This window comes from Lysinibacillus xylanilyticus, assembly GCF_001708185.1.
Taxonomy (GTDB): domain Bacteria; phylum Bacillota; class Bacilli; order Bacillales_A; family Planococcaceae; genus Lysinibacillus; species Lysinibacillus xylanilyticus_A.
This window is the reverse complement of sequence record NZ_MDDN01000014.1, coordinates 19,725-37,405: the sequence shown is the minus strand read 5'-3', so window position 1 is coordinate 37,405 and position 17,681 is coordinate 19,725. Positions and strand designations below refer to the sequence as shown.

The 17,681-nt window shown below is 38.9% G+C and carries 11 protein-coding genes; 6 read left to right on the top strand and 5 right to left on the bottom strand.

Annotation, left to right across the window (positions count from 1 at the left end):
• Window positions 1-330 precede the first annotated feature (330 nt).
• Window positions 331-1,512, bottom strand: coding sequence for a DHHW family protein (locus tag BFJ97_RS18820; protein WP_068986183.1), 1,182 nt, complete (start codon window positions 1,510-1,512; stop codon window positions 331-333).
• A 10-nt stretch (window positions 1,513-1,522) separates the two neighbouring features.
• The gene (locus BFJ97_RS18815) at window positions 1,523-2,947 is read right to left on the bottom strand and encodes an MBOAT family O-acyltransferase (RefSeq protein WP_068986182.1); all 1,425 of its coding nucleotides are present in this window, start codon (window positions 2,945-2,947) and stop codon (window positions 1,523-1,525) included.
• 603 nt (window positions 2,948-3,550) lie between these two features.
• Between BFJ97_RS18815 and BFJ97_RS18810 the strand changes: the two genes are divergently transcribed.
• The 3 genes from BFJ97_RS18810 to BFJ97_RS18800 all read left to right on the top strand — a co-directional run bounded on the left by BFJ97_RS18810 (window position 3,551) and on the right by BFJ97_RS18800 (window position 8,639).
• A complete protein-coding gene (locus BFJ97_RS18810; protein ID WP_068986181.1) occupies window positions 3,551-6,676 on the top strand; it encodes an S-layer homology domain-containing protein in 3,126 nt (1,041 codons plus the stop codon).
• Window positions 6,677-6,767: 91 nt separating this feature from the next.
• Window positions 6,768-6,992: a hypothetical protein gene (locus tag BFJ97_RS18805; protein ID WP_068986180.1), complete on the top strand. Its 225-nt coding sequence runs from the start codon at window positions 6,768-6,770 to the stop codon at window positions 6,990-6,992.
• 147 nt (window positions 6,993-7,139) lie between these two features.
• Window positions 7,140-8,639: an S-layer homology domain-containing protein gene (locus BFJ97_RS18800; protein WP_068986179.1), complete on the top strand. Its 1,500-nt coding sequence runs from the start codon at window positions 7,140-7,142 to the stop codon at window positions 8,637-8,639.
• Window positions 8,640-8,854: 215 nt separating this feature from the next.
• Here the strand turns inward: BFJ97_RS18800 and BFJ97_RS18795 are convergent, their stop codons facing one another.
• Window positions 8,855-10,114 (bottom strand): efflux RND transporter periplasmic adaptor subunit, encoded by a 1,260-nt coding sequence (locus BFJ97_RS18795; RefSeq protein WP_175401809.1) that lies wholly within the window; start codon window positions 10,112-10,114, stop codon window positions 8,855-8,857.
• Window positions 10,111-10,788: a hypothetical protein gene (locus tag BFJ97_RS18790; RefSeq protein ID WP_068986177.1), complete on the bottom strand. Its 678-nt coding sequence runs from the start codon at window positions 10,786-10,788 to the stop codon at window positions 10,111-10,113. The genes BFJ97_RS18795 and BFJ97_RS18790 overlap by 4 nt, the downstream gene beginning before the upstream one ends.
• A gap of 489 nt (window positions 10,789-11,277) precedes the next feature.
• On the opposite strand from BFJ97_RS18790, the gene BFJ97_RS18785 reads away from it, so the two are divergent.
• The 3 genes from BFJ97_RS18785 to BFJ97_RS18775 all read left to right on the top strand — a co-directional run bounded on the left by BFJ97_RS18785 (window position 11,278) and on the right by BFJ97_RS18775 (window position 16,734).
• The gene (locus tag BFJ97_RS18785; protein WP_254660206.1) at window positions 11,278-14,769 is read left to right on the top strand and encodes a hypothetical protein; all 3,492 of its coding nucleotides are present in this window, start codon (window positions 11,278-11,280) and stop codon (window positions 14,767-14,769) included.
• A gap of 61 nt (window positions 14,770-14,830) precedes the next feature.
• A complete protein-coding gene (locus BFJ97_RS18780) occupies window positions 14,831-15,481 on the top strand; it encodes an S-layer homology domain-containing protein (RefSeq protein ID WP_175401808.1) in 651 nt (216 codons plus the stop codon).
• A gap of 239 nt (window positions 15,482-15,720) precedes the next feature.
• Window positions 15,721-16,734 carry an S-layer homology domain-containing protein gene (locus BFJ97_RS18775; protein ID WP_439098005.1) on the top strand — a complete coding sequence of 338 codons (1,014 nt, stop codon included), beginning with the start codon at window positions 15,721-15,723 and terminating at the stop codon, window positions 16,732-16,734.
• Here BFJ97_RS18775 and BFJ97_RS24350 read toward each other — a convergent pair.
• Window positions 16,728-17,501: a hypothetical protein gene (locus BFJ97_RS24350; RefSeq protein WP_139114486.1), complete on the bottom strand. Its 774-nt coding sequence runs from the start codon at window positions 17,499-17,501 to the stop codon at window positions 16,728-16,730. The genes BFJ97_RS18775 and BFJ97_RS24350 overlap by 7 nt on opposite strands.
• Window positions 17,502-17,681 lie beyond the last annotated feature (180 nt).

Genomic DNA, 17,681 nt, shown 5'->3' with positions numbered 1-17,681 from the left:
CGCCGGTAACATGCAAGTTCCGCCACCAAAAGTGGAAATATCGCCGGTAAAGAAGTAAGTTACGCCGCAAAAAGTCGAAGTATCGCCGGTAAAGTAGTAAGTTGCGCCGCTAAAAGCCGGAGTATCGCCGGTAAAGTAGTGAGTAGCGCCGCTAAAAGTTGGAATATCGCCGGTAAAGTAGTGAGTTGCGCCGCAAAAAGTCGAAGTATCGCCGGTAAAGTAGTGAGTAGCGCCGCTAAAAGCCGGAGTATCGCCGCTAAAAGTTGAAATTCCGCGGGTAACCTAGTCAATTCCGCCGCTAGAAGATAATACTTGTACTAAAAGCTTTCGCTACTCGGGCATCAATTTTAAATTGCGGTCGTTGTAAGCAAGCACGACGTAGTCTGGGTGCATGCTTTGTAAATAAGAAAGAACATCTTTATCCAAATAACGTAAGTCTAAAACTGTTAGCTTTTTAAAATGACTGGCTACATGAAATTGAATGGCATTAAAATACGAATCTTTGATGACGACGACATGTTTGTCGCTGTCATAGTCATTGTTAACAATCGTGAGCTCTGCAAAGTCTCGGCTGTAAGCATCAGCATAGTTTACGACTGTGTCAGGGCTCATTTGCTTGGCACGACCGTATACTGACTCGTACGGAGCCGTGACGCCATCCTCGATTGTACCGTCATAGATTGTAAATTGCGTTGCGAACGAAGCGGGCTCGTTGTAGCAAATTTCATCGTGGTTATCGACGGTCATGTACAGGATTTTATTCCATGAGCCAGCAAACTTATTCGGTAAGCAATAAGTATTGGCTTCCTCGTATGGAATCGGCTCAATTGTTTCACCGAGTCGCTCGCTCATCGTTTTCATGAGTGCCTCGTAGCCTGTGTATGCGCCACGCATCGTCCAGTGATGATCGGTTTTGTAGAAGTTCCGTTCAGCAGAAAAGTCGTTCTTCATTTCATCATAGAGACGGATATTGTCTACGCCAGCATCAGTAACAAGCTCATGTAAGCGTGCATTATTGGCTATTCCTGCATCGTCAGGCATATAGCTTGGACTTGGCTCTCGTGAGTAAGTCGCCTTTGCTGGTAGTGAGTAAAACGTAAACGGGATATTTTTTTCAGCAAGCCCTTCGCTTAGATTTTGCAAATCGGAGGCGAAGGAAGCAAGCTCTTCATCAGATTTTGCTTCAGCGGGCTTTGAAATAATCCAGCCGCTGTCATCATCAACTGCGTACTTATCGTTTAAGTAGGTTTTCCCCATTGCACGTTGGAAGTAAACATAGTTACGCATCCATGTATCTCGTGCAGGAAATTGATCGGAAATATATGTTTCTACTTGTTTTGACCATGCCCCAGAAAAGATCTCCTGTGGGCTTGGTGAAATGTTTGCAGATTCTAACGGACGGTTCTCCATTTCAGATTGTGGACGATCTACCGTTAGCACATGCACGACGAAGCCACCGAAAATGATGCAAAAAAAGGTTATTGGTAATAGATACATTTGTATTTTTCGCATATTGTCCCACCTAGAATCTAAAGTAAATGAATGGATTATGTGTTGCGTTTACTAAAAACATCGTAATAAAGAGCAACAATGCCCCATAGTAAATTGTTTGTACAAGACGTAGACTCCAATCAAATGATAGGGAAGCGGTTGCTTTTTGTTCGCTCCACGTTTGATAAAGTCTATAAATTGGCATAGCGAATATGATTGCTACTACAAAATACACGGCATAGTCTTTCGCCAGTAAAATCGTTTCATAATTATAAAGTGCCGCATCGGATAGCCCAAACATCGTTTTGATAAACTCAAAAGCATATGTAAAGTCATTCGCTCTAAAGAATACCCAACCGATCATAACGATAATAAGAATATAAACATGGCGTAAGAAACGAGGAATACGCTCCAACCATTTTAAAAGCACCCATTTTTCGAGGCAAATTAATATTCCGTAATAAAAACCCCAAGCCATAAATGTCCAGCTTGCTCCATGCCAAAAGCCCGTTAAAGTCCACACAATTAATAAATTTCGATAGAGCTTCCATTCGTGGCTAACGCGACTACCTCCAAGTGGGAAGTAGACATAGTCTCTGAACCAGCTGCTAAGCGAAATATGCCAGCGACGCCAGAAGTCTGTGACGGACTGTGCAATGTACGGATAGTTAAAGTTTTCTTCAAAATGGAAGCCGAAAATTCGTGCTAAACCAATGGCCATATCACTATAACCTGAGAAGTCAAAATAGATTTGTAACGAGTAAGCTAAGATACCTATCCAAGCAGTACCTGTCGTTAAATCGCCGCCTGATAAGCTGAAAACATGATCGGCGACTTCGCCCATCGGATTCGCAATCAGTACTTTTTTAGCTAACCCTTGTACAAAGCGACGTGTACCAATCATCCAATCCTCTGCTGTAGAGAAACGCTTTTTAATTTGCTCAGCTACCGTTTGGTAACGAACGATCGGTCCTGCCACAAGCTGTGGAAACAATGTAATGAAAAGTGATAAATCCAAAAAATTACGCTGTGCCTTAACATCTTTTCGATAAACATCGATCACATAGCTAAGTGCTTGGAATGTATAGAACGAAATACCGATTGGAAGGGGTACAGCCTCCCATTCAATTGGCTGCTCCAAGTAGTTGTTAATAATGTCCACAAAAAAGCCGGCATATTTGTAATAGCCTAAGATGGCTAGGTTACTTACAATAACAAGCCAAAGTAGCGCTTTTCGTTTGGACTGCGAAACTGTCTTTTCAATAACAATCCCCAAAATATAGTTGAGCAAAATTGAAATCATCATTAAAAGTACATATTTCGGTTCGCCCCATGCATAAAAGAACAGACTGGCCAACAGTAATATTGTGTTGCGTAGCATCTTCGGAGAGATGAAGTACACAATGAGCACTAATGGCAAAAATACATATAAAAATATAAGGCTACTAAAAACCATTCCTTCAAATCCCCATCTCTAATAATTATGTAATTGCTAATAGAATCGCCATGATCGCTGATAAAACTGAGAACATCGCTGATAAAATACCCTGAATCGCTGATAAAACCGAGAACATCGCTGATAAAATGTCAACACGCCGATAGTCCAGTGAACTTCGCTGATAAAATGCCCCAAATCACTGATAATAGCGTGAAAATCGCCAAAATAACTGATAATCTGCAAAACTGCTAGATAATTCTAATATAAACAAGGAAATGCAAGAATAAATTACCTACCTCATTGTAACGTAAATTCACGAATTGTTCACTACTGGTTTTTAATCAAATATTGGTAAAAAGTCGATTTTTGTCGAAAAAATGGTTGGTAAAAAAGACATGGGCAAATTGGTATATTTTCCGTGCGGCAGTAAGGTTTGTCTGTTAATTTTCAGGATGGAGATGTTTTATCTATTAATCTAAAATATGGTTAAAAACCCTTTATAAATCTACGTTTACCATATCTTTCATTCCAAATCTTGCCCTTTGAAATTTATTATCACGTACTCTTATAATAGATTCGTAGTCACCAAAAGTGGCTAATTTATCTAGGAGGTTCTTTCATATGAAACAAAAATATAGTAAATGGGTTGTCGGCGCAGCATCAGCGGCCCTAGTAGCATCAGCAATCGTACCAGCAGCAAGCGCAGCAAGCAGCTTTTCTGATATTGAAAAAAGTGACCACAAGGATGCCATTTTAGCATTAGCAGACGCTAAAATCGTAGCTGGTTACCCAGATGGAACATTCAAACCGAATGCCGTTGTAACTCGCGGAAATGTAACAAAATTCTTAGGTAAATGGTTAGTATCAGAAAACTACGAAATTCCTGCAAACTATGAAACAGAAGCACGTTTCACTGATTTACCAACAACAACACCTGACAAAGAGTTATTACAATATGCAGCACTTGTTAAAGATGCTGGCGTATTCAAAGGCTCTAACAACAAATTAATGCATACTAATAACATGAGCCGTGAACAAATGGCAGTTGTTTTAGTACGTGCGATCAACACTGTTTATAACGTAGATTTAGTAGCAGATTACAAAGAATCTGACTTCAAAACGACAATCACGGATTTAGACAAAGCTACAGCTACTGAAAATCGTGAAGCAATCATCGCGTTAGAATATGCTGGACTTACAAACGTGAAAGCGTTCAATCCTAAAAACACATTAACACGCGGTCAATTTGCATCATTCTTACACCGTACAATTACTAAAATTGGTCAAGGTGAAACTTTAACTGTTAAAGAAGCTAAAGTTGTAGATGCAACAACATTAGAAGTAACACTTTCTAATGACAAAAAACATACTGTAAAATTAGAAACTGCTCTTCCAGAAAACAAAGAAACAAAAGTAGAGTTTGTGATCGATGGTAAAACTTATTCAGCTGTAGTTACATATGTAACTGACGTAAAAGTAAAATCTGTTGATGCAGTGAATGCAAAAACTTTAGCTGTAACATTCAACAAACCAGTTGAAACTGAAAAAGCTAAATTTGAGCTTAAAAAAGACGGCTTCAAATCTAACTTCTCTTCTATTACATGGAACGAAGATAAAACAGTTGCAACAATTGAATTAACTAGCAAAATTACAAAAGGTGAATTCACAGTTAGCGTAACTGGTCTTTCAGATAAAGCAGTAACTGGCTCTGTAAAAACTGAAGACGAAAAAGTTGCTGGTATTGAAGTTCTAGGTGATGTAGCTCCATCAACTGGCGACAAAACAGCTACAATCGGCTTCCAAGTTAAAAACCAATACGGTGAAGATATTACAAAATTAAACGCTTCAGCTTTAACACTTACTGCAGCAGGCGCTGATTCAGCAGTTGCAAATGCAGACGGCTCTATCACTATTAATAAAGCTGCTGGTCTTAAAGAAGGCGACAAAGTTGTACTTACAGTAATCCACGGTGGAACTGCAACTACAACTACAAAAACTGTAACAGTTTCTGCTAAAACTGTAGCAACTGATGTAACAATTGGTGCTCTTTACAATAAAGATGGCAAAATGTTAACTGAAGATGCTAATTTAGCAAAAGATAAATTCTATCTTCCTGTAACTGTAAAAGACCAATACGGTAAAGAAGTTACTGACTTAAACCGTCTAAAAGATGAGGTTATTGTTACTAATACAAACCAAGCTGTTGCAACGTTTGGTGCATTTGAAAAACAAACAATCAATGGCAAAGATGTAATCGTACTTCCTGTTACTAGCATCGTAGCAAATGGTGATACAAACGTAATCGTTATCGCAAAAGCAACTGGTAAAAACGGCCAAGCAACAGTGAAAGTTGCTGAAGGTTTACGTGCTGATACAGTTACATTAGGTGCACCAACAAAAGTTGTTACTGCTGGATCTGATATCCTATTCCCATTATCTGTATTAGATAAACAAGGTAATGCTATTAAAGATACTGCTGTACTAGGTGGATCTAAAGGTATCTCTATTACTGGCGGTACTTTAGTAGAAAAAGACGGCGAGCTTTATGCAAAAGTAGCAGGCGATAAAGTAGTAGAAAACGCACCAGTAACTGTTGTTGTTACATCTTCAACTGGTAAGGTTGCAACTCAAACAGTTATCCCTAAATCTACAACTGCACCAAAAGTAATCACTGGCTTAGATAGCAAAGTAAGCACATCTATCCGTGAACTAGCTGATGCTAAAGTAGAAATCACTGCAAAAGACATCGTAGTTGAAGACCAATTCGGTCAAGTTATTTCATCTGACGAGCTTCTTGCAAAACTTGGAACATCAGGCTATGCAATCCAAGCGGTTACAGACAATGATGCACCATTCACTGTAACTGGTGAAATTAAAGATGCTACTAACAACAAAATCACAGTAGCATACAAAGCAGGCGCTACAAAAACAACTGCTAATGTAACATTCAAACTTGTAAAAGTAGGTGGCGAAGCGATCGAAGCTAGCTCTTACTCTAAACAATTCTCAGTTGTAAAAGATAGCTCATTCTCTTCTTATAAAGTAGAAGATATCAAACCTATCTATGTAACTGAAAAATTAATTCCAGCTAAATATGGCAAAGACATCGTAGTGAAAGCAGTAACAGCTAATGGTGGAGAAGTTACACTTAAAGCAGGTTCTGACTACACTGTAAAATCTACAGTTCTTACAAACGTTGCAGATGGTAACGTTACGACTGGCGATGCAGCTAACGTAGAATTCGATAAAGATGCAAAAACTGCAACTGCAAAAGTAACAATCACAATCAATGCTACTGGTGAAGAAATCGTGAAAGAAGTAACATTCTCTAACGTTGCTCCTAAAGTAGAAAAAGTGGCAGTAGTAGAAGAAGGTAAAGCAGATAAATTCATCGCTGGTGAAACAGTTAACGCTGTAACAACTTCTTCTTACAATGTAGCTGCTAACTTCAACCTAGATGCATTCTTCAGTTTAGCTGACGTAGTTGTTACTGACCAATACGGCGTAATGGCAACTGTTGCTGAAGCTGGTGCAGAAAAAGGTCAAGCTAAATTTAACAACGTTCCAACTGCTGCTACAACTTTAACTTTATCTAAAGTTTCAGGCGAAGTAGTATTCAGCGATAACGGTACAGCTACTGCATCTGCTACAGGTAAAGCAAAAGACGTATTCAATGCTCGCGTAAACATTGGTGGTCAAAGTGCAACTCCTGTAAAAGTTACAGCTAAGCAAGACTTCAAAAACTAAGAAACACTTTTATACAGTGGAGGTTCGAGTAAATCGAACGCTCCACTGTTTTTTTATTATCTATTTTGGGTGATGAAGCGTCGAAGTTAGCTTGTTAGCGGCGAAAAATGCTACTTTAGCGGCGGAGCCGGCTATGTTAGCGGCGAAAAGTGGATCTTTAGCGGCGGAGTTGACTATGTTGGCAGCGAAAAATGGATCTTTAGCGGCGGAAGCGACTATGTTGGTGGAAAAGTGGATCTTTAGCGTCGAAGTTGACTATGTTGGCGGCGGAAAGTGGATCTGTAGCGGCGGAAAGAACAGCCAAAGCAACGGATAGACCATCAAACAGAGGAGGAGTGGCAATCAATCGCTGACATTAAAAGTAAAACCAGAAGAATTTATAATGGAAAAATATTAAATTTTTGGATTCCATTACACGTATTATCATAGTATGATAGATAAAATGTGTTGAGGGGTTGAGCTAGTGAAGAAGCATACATTATTTCAGGGCGCAATAGTTGCTGCTCTAACGACAAGTGCTATTGTGGTAGTGCCAACTGCGCAGGCAGCAGAAAAATTTACGGATGTTGATTACACGAAGGAATATGGTGCCGCGGTCAAGGATTTAGCAGCACGCGGTATTATTAAAGGATATGCAGATGGTACATTTAAGCCATTCGCAGATGTGACGCGTGGACAGGCTTCGAAGATTTTAGCAGGTCTTTTAGGACTAGATACTAAAAATATAGAGGACCCACAATTTACAGATGTAAAGCCGAGCGATGAATATTACGGGGCAATCGCAGCTCTAGAAAATAAAGGGATTATTTCAGGTCTTGCTGATGGGAGCTTTGGTGTCAATCAAGCGATTACTCGAGAACAATTAGCGCGAATGCTAACAGTGGCGTATCAGTTAGAAAGTGATAATGTTGATCAGACATTACCATTTAAAGATATTGTAAAATATTCAGAAGCTCATTATGCGGTCGCTCCATTGTTTGAAAATAATATAACGAAGGGGCTTACACCAACTACTTTTGGTTTAAAAGAGACGGTCAAACGTTCACAGCTTGCGTTATTTATACATCGTATTGAAGCGATGCAGGCTAAACGAGTGATCCAAACATTTACCGCAAGCGAGCTTGATTCAAACTATATTGAGGCTTATTCTTCAGACAATCTAGCGGCGGATGGTGAGCATGAATTTTTCCGCGTTCTTCGAGCAGATAATGATGTGAAGATAGAGGCGTTACGAGAAGGATCGGGCTATTTCATGCTTATTGGCTACAATATAGATAATGAAGAAAATTATAATATAATTGAAATGCAAAAATATAAAATTGATGTAACAAAAGTAGATGGAAAGCTACAAATTAACTGCCAGCCAACCGATGAAGTTACGCCAGGCTCAGCGCTGTTTTTGGAGGAAGATTTAGGTTTTAATCCGAAAAATATTGAGCTAACTACGGCTGCTGGTCATGCAGTGAGTGAGAAAGTCTACAGCTATCAACCGATTGATCTCGAAGACTGGGGAGAAGAAACTGTTCCTAAGGGCAGTAACTATGTGCTTTCGCTATCACAAGCAGGGGACTATATTGCAACATTATCGGATGATAAAGGACAGTCGGTACGAATAGGCATCCGAGCAGAATCTGATGGCTATGATTTGTATACAACTTCTGCGGTTGAAAAAAGCAGTGTGTTCATTCCAAAAAGTGAAATCGGCTTTACTGTGAAAGATTTCAAAATTGAACAATACACAGGCGCGAGGTATGATCATAAAATAGTGGATGTAGAGCTTTCAGAAAAGGGTGTCACTGTAAAAAGAGTTGGAAAAGGTGATGCTACTTTTTCTATCCGCCTGAATGGAGCAAATGGTGAGAAGTTATATGTACATGGCATGGTCTATGAGGTAAGTGGCGTAACTTCGATGTACTATGAAATAGCGACACAAGAACAAATGGAGAACAGAATTAAACATTGAGATAAGAAAAAGATGGTGATCGCCGGTAGAATTTAGAACATCGCTGATAAAAGTGCTAGAATCGCTGATAAACCAGAGGAAACCGCTGATAAAAGAGCCGGAACCGCTGATAAAAGAGCTAGAATCGCTGATAAACCAGAGAACATCACCAATAAAAACTAAAAACATCGCCAACAGCAGAAAACCTCCCCAACATTCGGGGAGGTTTCTGTATGTTAAAAGACAATATATTTCACGTAGTCTTTCCAGTCGAGTTCTTTAAAATGTTGCCACTCAATTTTTTTCAGAGGCATAGAACGGAAGGAGCGGGCTAAAATATTGCGTTCTTCATTTGTAATAATAGGTGTTCCAACAACTAGATCGCCCGTAAAGATAGTAGAATCTGCCGTTTTAAAGGCTACCTTAATTTCCTCAAGGCGTATTTTGCCATTTTCATCAAGAATATAAACGCTATGTTTATTTTTCTTTCCGGATTTTACCCAATCAGAATCCACCTTAAACGCATCGGATGCTTCATTTACGGTAATGGAAGCCTTACCAACAGTTGAAAATGGAATGTCTTCTAGAATGTCATCTGGATGCAATATTACCTCGTAGCTTGAAGGTTGAGGTAGTTTTGCAGATTTGGCTAATTCATTTGCCCAAAGGGATTCATTATTTGTCGTGATCTTTTGTTTTTGAAACACAACACCTGCTAGATCATCTTTGTAATGTTGCAAGTTAAAATCAACGGTTTGTCCATCTTTCACCTTTTGCCATTCAGCCTCAGATAAGTAGGCAAGCATAGCCTTTTCAGATGAATAGATTTCAAATGTCACAGCACCAGCTTCTTCTGTGATTTTTGAAATTACACCGTCTACTGGGCAAATAACGCCTTCTCGTGCCTGGATTTGGGCTATTTGCGCATCCATTAAGGCTATTTGACGAGTGGTTTCTGCAATGTGACGGTTTAAAATTGCCACTGCTGTTGATGGAGAAGTTTGCTGCCCTAATTCAAATTGAACAGAGACATTTAACTTATCACTAATTTGATCGGTATTAATAGAGCTTGTCGGGTCATTGTTGTCACCGTATTCGGATTCTATCTGATCTAAAGCAGATTCTAAATCACTTAATTCGGTTTCGTAGGCAGTGCGTTCAGCCTCAAGCTTTGTTAATTCACCGTCAACTTCCTCTGTTTTATAGGTAGCTAGTAAATCATTGGCACTTACTTCCTGTCCACGTTTGACATCTATGGCAGAAAGGCTTTTTGCATCTGCTGAGATCGTATAAGTTTGTGCAGGTGCAACAATCGCAACCTTTTCAACCGTCTCTACACGTTTACCAGTAGAAGCTTTCTGAAATTCATCGATAAAGTAGGATCTTGCTACTTCACTATCGTCCTTAAATACAAAATAAGCATTTACACCGATTAATAACGCGATCACAATAATACTCAAACTTGTCCAAGGTCTAGATTTAATAAAGCGCATCATCCTAACCCCCTTGCCAGCCATTCTTGAAGTGGTAACACACTAACCATTCCAATAAAGATAGCCATTAATACATAAAGCCCAATAATTTTCGCTAATAAAGCTTTACGCTCTGATAATTCCTCCCATTTCGAAAGGAACGTGTATTGCACAATAATTGTTAGTACAGTTGCTACGGTGATTTGATTGATGGCAAATAGCACAAAATCCGTATCAATTACTTGCTGAGCAATTGGTGCAAGTGAAAAGAAGGAGAAGTTTGTTGTGTAACCAACTGCATAAAACACAGCAAATAAAATCGTTTTTTCAATAAGTAAAAATACCATTACATAAAGTTGTACCTTCTGAATCCATTTGTAAGGGATGTCTGTTAATAGATGTAACAAGTATGTAACGCCGTAATAATGGAAGCAATAATAGATGATTCCCCAGGCAATAGCCCCAACCATTGATAGTAAACGGGCTGTATAGTATTCATTCGGATGATTCGATGCAAATAATGTTGTTAAGCTTTCAGTCCCCATGCCCCAATACTCACGAATGACAAATAGCATCATAAAGAGCAGGAAAACGGTGAAGGATCGTTTTTTATAGCCTCTTATTTCCCCTTGCTCGACAGCCTGGGTAAAGTTAGTGGGATGCATTAAGCTATGCCAAAACTTATATTGATAAAACATATATAGCTCCCTTTCTAGTAAATAAATATTAAAGTTGTAGTATACACCTAATTACTGGTAAATAACATAGTAGAAATGCTGAGTTTTTCATGGATTTTCCTCGATAAAGAGAAACGTCTTTTTAAGACAATTATACAAAGTTTTTGTTACTCGATGTACGTATTTTTTTGACACAATATTTACCACTACGTCTGTCTTCTAAGACTATCTTTTAGGAAGATCAAATAAGGCCTATTAGCACTTTTACTCGTAATTAGTCATCTTTTGCCAAAATTTGCACCAGATCCATGCACATATTTCAATTATATAGTATCCTAACAATAACTTCCTATAAAAAGACTATTCAATCTAAAAATAACAATTATCTTTATGTTAGTAAAGGTGAGCAACTTTAAGAGAATAGCTTGAAATAGAGTGATAGGCACCGATATTAAAGGTAGCAAATAAGAATTAAATGATACATATTTATTTTCCTATAATGTAGAAAGGGTGGGCATTTTGAAGAAACAGATTAAAGTTGGTGTAATCACAAGTCTATTACTAACTCCGGCAGCGATTGCCAATGCTCAAGAAACACAACCTCAAACAAGTTCTCACGTGGAGCAAGTTGCTAATGTTAATGTAGCAACAACAGACACTAGATCACAAACAATTGCACAATTCGGCAAACTATCTGTTACATCAACTAATGATGAAATGGTAGTAGCAAAGGGAGATGTAGCAGTTTTAAGTACTACAGACTTCAAACCAGATGAAATCAATTTCATTAAAGCGAAATACGAATATGTTGTGGCACAACGAGATTTATTGTCCAAATTAAAAAATATCGGAACAGAAATAAGTAAGTTGTCTTATACAAGTAAAACATTTTTTGATGATGTGACAAAATTACATCAAAATTACACTACTTTTTTAGGTTCAGAAACAGAAACAGGCTCTTATTTAAATGTTCAAAAGACTTTCGAGAATGCTGTAAATACAGCCCTTGCATCAGAAGAGTCAAAGGGCATTGTTTCCTCAATTCGAGGTACATCAACTCAATATGGCTATGGAGAACCAGAGCGTATTAATTACTTCAAACAGAACGGTGCAGATATTGAGAAGCTTGTGAAAATGAACAAGGATGCAAAGGATGTAGAGAATACAATTACTAAGTTAGATTCATTTATTGCTGTTCTCGATAACCAGTCATCCACTTCTACTGAAATTGCTGCTGCTGCTACTGAAGTAACGACTGGATTGAACACTCTGACAGCTGATCAAAAGAAAATTGTTATAGCACATAATCCTAAAAATACAGCGGTCACACCATATAAAAAATATACAGATGTGTTAGCAAACTTATCATCGGCTGATCAAGTGATTGCTAGTATTACACAGCTAACGCAAAAGAAACCAGAAGACTTTTCATCTGCTACAAGCTTTATTAGTGCTGTAACAGCAATTGAAACTGCCTACAATAGACTAGATGAAGGCTCAAAGCGTTTAGTTACAAATTATAAAGAGCTTGAGCCATATCAGGGAGCGGCTAATGTTTCCAAGCAAATTACAGCGTTACGTCCGTCAAGTAATGCCGACTATCGTACTGCAGTAAAGGCAGCAAGCGACAAGTTAACAACCTTAGTTAAAAAAGATTTTGTGAAAAATATCGCTGACTTAGAATTGGCTGAGGCAAATATAGCAACAGCGCAAGAAATTGAAAAACTCATTGCGGAAATTGCTACAACTACAGATAAAATTACACAAATCGAGAAAGCGCGTGCAGCTTATAATACACCAGTCGCACCTGCTGGACAAAAAATAGACGCGGCCACTGTCAAGAAAATCGTGAACAATTTGCCGGAGCTAACAAGCTGGGAAAGTTCACATAAAGCCGTTTTAAATGTTATATCCCTTGTAGAAAAGCTAGACCCAGCTGCGAAGGATTATACGAAAAAAGCGAAGGCTGCTAACACAGCTTACCTAAAGCTGGACCCTACAAAACGTGAATATGTGAAAAGCTATAAAACGTTGAAGAATCAAGTAGAGGCGATGGATATTGTAACACGAATCATGGCCTTAAACCCTTCGCAAAAAACATATAAGGAAACAGTCGAACTGTTATCAACAGACTTTGAAAAGCTATCGTCCGAAGCGAAAGTACTTGTAACAAATAATGCAGATCTTCAAACCGCAAAAGGCTATATTGCAACAGCAAAAAATTTCGATGATCGTGTGATTGCTTTAGCAAATGAACCAGATACTACATTTGTAGCAAAAGTGGCAGCGTTATCTTCTGAGTATAAAACGATGGACAAAAATGCGAAAAAATTAGTAACACAATACAAGACATTAACAACGTATGAGAAAAATAATGCTAATGTTGTGAAGGTTATTAAATTAATTGCAGACTTAAATCCAGCAAATAAGGATTATACAAAAAAAGTTTTAGCAGCGCGTAAGGCATACAATGCATTAGATCTTGCCTCACAACAGCGTGTTACAAACTATAACCAACTAGCTGCTGTCGAGGATGTTGCTACATTAATAGGCTTAATCGAAACATTGAAACCAACAAGTAAGACGTTTTTAAATGATTTAGATACGGCACGAAAAAATTACGATGCATTACCAGCAGAAAAGAAAAATGCTGTCATAAACTATGAAAAGCTTGTTACTGCTGAAACTGAGCTGAAATCTGCATACACTGTTATTGCATTAATAGATGCGGCAGTGCCTGATGATCCGGATTACTTAACAAAGCTCATGAATGCTCGTGTTGCCTACGACAAACTAACATCCGGACAGAAAAAGCTTGTTTCTAATGTGAAGTTGTTAACGGATCGTGAAAAGCAAGTAAAACCTATTTTAACTGCCATGGTGCAAATCGATACATTAGATCCAAGCTCAAGTAAATTTGTTAGTCAAGTAAACTCAGCACGAAAAGCGTTCGATAAGCTGACAAAGGATCAAAAGCAATATGTGAAAAATATTGATACTTTACAAAAGTATGAACCAACTGCAAAAGTGATTGAATTAATTGGCAAGTTAAAGCCGTCTAGTAAAACATTCCATGCGGATACTGTACAAGCTCGTGCATTATACGATGCTCTAAGTAAGGACATGCAGCAATATGTAACAAACTACAATTTATTACAAGCCGCTGAGTCAAGTATCCTCGGGGCAGGTAATGTACAGCGCATGATTGATGAGCTTCCGTCTGTCCAGCCAGATCAATATGTTAAACGTATTGAAGAGATACGCGCAGCATATAATGCGTTACCAAAAGATCAACAAATGTCTGTTGAAAACTATAAAACATTGCAGGAGCAAGAAAAGCTTATTAAACCTGTTATGAGTGTTGTCAACGAAATTGATAAACTGATGACATCCAAAAATATGGACAGCCAATACCAAAAGATTTTAAAAGCATATGATAATCTTACTGCCACTCAGCGTAAATATGTTTATAACGACCAATTGCTTCTATCGTTAGATAATGTTATTAAAGTTTATAAGAGTATTGAAGATTTAAAACCAAGCGATAAACTGTATTTTGGTATGATCGAATCTGTGCGAAGAGATTACGATAGCTTAAATACAGCAGATAAGCAAAGGGTATCTAATTATCATATTTTGCTTGAAGCAGAGAGAAGTATGAGTGAAGTGAAGAAGGTTGTAGAAATTATTTCAGGTCTTAATCCAACTTCTAGCACATATATTCAAGATGTAGCGAATGCTTCTGCGGCATATAAAGCATTAGACTCTAAAGTAAAAGGACAGGTTCTTAACTACGATACTTTAAAGAAAGCAGAAAAAGATGTAGCGGCAGTGTTAAAAGTTGTTGAAGCGATTGGCGAGTTGGATCCAGATGCTAAAACATTCGAAAAGAAAGTACTGGCTGCACAAAAATCATACGATGCACTGACGCTTGAACAACAGGATTTAGTGTATAATTACCGTATTTTACAGGATCATTTAAGAACATTAGGTTTAGAATAAGGAGAGAGGGTCAATCCCTCTTTTCCTCATTTTTATGGCCTTGAGGAAAGGGAGCGTTAATGTGAAGGTACATAAAGCATGGGCTATTGCCGCTGCAGCAGTAGTAGTACCCTGTGTCGCAGTCATTCCTACAGAAGCAGCTACTATGCCATTTACAGATATAAAAAATAGTGGAAGCGAAGCAGAATTATACAAAGCAGTCAGTGAATTATATAGTCAGGGAATTGTATTTGGTACAACACCGACTACGTTCAGTCCATATCAAAATTTAACGCGAGGGGAAGCAGCATACTTTTTAGCTGAAGCTCTAAAATTGGAGACAAAAAATGTAGTAAATCCTGGCTTCAAAGATGTACCTGCCTCTCATAAATATTACGGTCATATTGCTGCACTTGTTGAAAATGGAATTATCCAAAAAAATACAAATTATAATCCAGATCATTTTATTAAGCGAAGTCAAATGGCAAAGATGCTGACACTTGGCTTTGATTTACAACAGGCAACAACATTATCTGCTCCTTTTTCAGATTTTACAAAAGATAATGAAACCAATAAGTATATTCAAACGTTATTAAATTATGGGATTACACAAGGTACTAGTGCGACAACATTCTCTCCGTATACAGACGTTACTCGCGGTCAGATGGCGTTATTCCTATATCGCACCTTACAAAAAAACGAAAATGATTTTTATATTATTAGCGTTGAATAAAAGCAAAGACTCACTCTTAGGTTATCCGCAATCTTGGAGTGTTTTTTTTTAAAACTATCTAGGGTAAAATAGGGATTAATGGTATATTTCAGGCTTATTACCCGAAGACATGGGGCATTGTCGTCAGGAAAATAGAGTACGATACATAACTGAATGAAGGGAAGGGAGCTATGTTTAAAAAAGTTTCTGGTGTTGTTGGTATGTCACTTATATTGCTGACTACATCATACGATGTATCTCTGGCGAACACATCTGAAGAAGTATTGGCGGCTAATATTGCAAAGGATGTTTCACCATCACATTGGGCTAGTAGCTCGATAGAACATATGTTAGAGAAGCACTATATGACAAATGATCAGGGCGGCTTCTTTCGACCAGAGCAACCGATTACTAGGGCAGAGGCTGCAGCTGCAATTGCTCGTTCCATGCAGATAAAACTGGATACTACATATACGCCAAAATTTACAGATATATCGATTAACCATCCATACTACAAAGAAATTTGCGCTTTAGTTGAATTAGGTATTTTACAAGATGGTGATTGTTTCAAACCTGAAGCACCTTTAACACGTATGCAAATTGCCAAAATGTTAACACTTGCTTATCAAATTGAAGTGGATTCCGAAAATAAAAGTAAGTTTAGCGATGTGAATGAGGGACATTGGGCGAAAGACTATATTGAATCACTTGCAGATGTCGGTATTATTAAAGGGGTCAATGCGCAAAAGTTTGCACCGAATCAATTGATCACACGTGCTCAATTTGCTTCTTTGGTTGAGCGAAGTCTTGACTTTTCATTGAAGGTAACCAATTTCGAATTAGCGTATGACTTTTTATCAAAGTCGTATATACCAACAAAAAATTATTCATCAACCATGTCTAATGATGTCATTCGTTTAGTTAACGTTGAACGACAAAAGAAAAATTTGCAACCACTTACCCATGATGCAGCTTTAACACAAGTCGCTGTTATTAAGGCGCAAGATATGGTGAATCGACATTATTTTGAGCACGAATCCCCTTATTACGGAATGCCGTGGGATCTAGCGACATTATTCGACTATCCATATACGAGTTTAGGAGAAAATATAGGAAGAAACATCCCATCACCAGAAGCGGCCGTGAAAGCGTGGATGGCCTCTCCAACACACCGTGAAAATATTTTACGTGAAAATTACACAAATACCGGAGTAGCCATCGCCATTGACAGCAAAGGAAACTACTATTGGGTGCAATTGTTTTCAAGTCAATAACTTGAGCGGGTTGAGGGGAAAATAAATACCCGTGGGTAGTGGTGGATATTTGCGCGGCTGGGGTGAATACCCGCGGAGGCGAAGCAAATATCCGCGAAGCTGGGGTAAATATCCGCGAAGAAAGGGCAAATACCCGCGGAAGCGAAGCGAGTATCCGCGAAGTCGGGGTAAATACCCGCGAAGAAAGGGCAAATATCCGCGGAAGCAAAGCAAATACCCGCGAAGCCGAGGTTAATGTCCGCGGAAGCAAAGCAAATACCCGCGGAAGCGAAGCAAATATCCGCGAAGTCGGGGTAAATGCCCGCGGAAGCAAAGTAAATCCCCGCGAAGCCGGAGAAATTCGCACGGCAGAGGTGAATCCCCTCGAAGGCGAAGCGAAAACCCGCGCGCCCGGAAAATACCCGCGGAAGCGAAGCAAATATCCGCGAAGCCAGGGCAAATATCCGCGAAGCCGGGGAAAATTCGCGAAGCCGGGGCAAATACCCGCGGAAGCGAAGCGAGTATCCGCGAAGCCGGGGCAAATACCCGCGGAAGCGAAGCAAATATCCGCGAAGCTGGGGCAAATACCCACGGAAGCGAAGCAAATATCCGCGAAGCCAAGGTAAATACCCGCGAAGCTGGGATAAATATCCGCGGAAGCGAAGCAAATCTCCACGCGCCCGGAAAATACCCACGCCCTCGGAGAATCCTGGCACGCGACTGGATACGCGAAGTCGAAGCAAATCAATTATTCGCGTGAAAATACCTGAAATCCGTAACGATTTCATTAGTACTTCCTATGAATCTCGTGTTCTATTGTGACAAAGCATAGCTAATATTACAGGAATGTTACAAAACGCCGGGATATCCATTAATTAATACCCATATTTTAACGCTGATAAACCACGGAAACGTTGGTGTATCAGCGTTTTTTTGCGTTTTGTAAACCGTTACACAATTGAAAAATT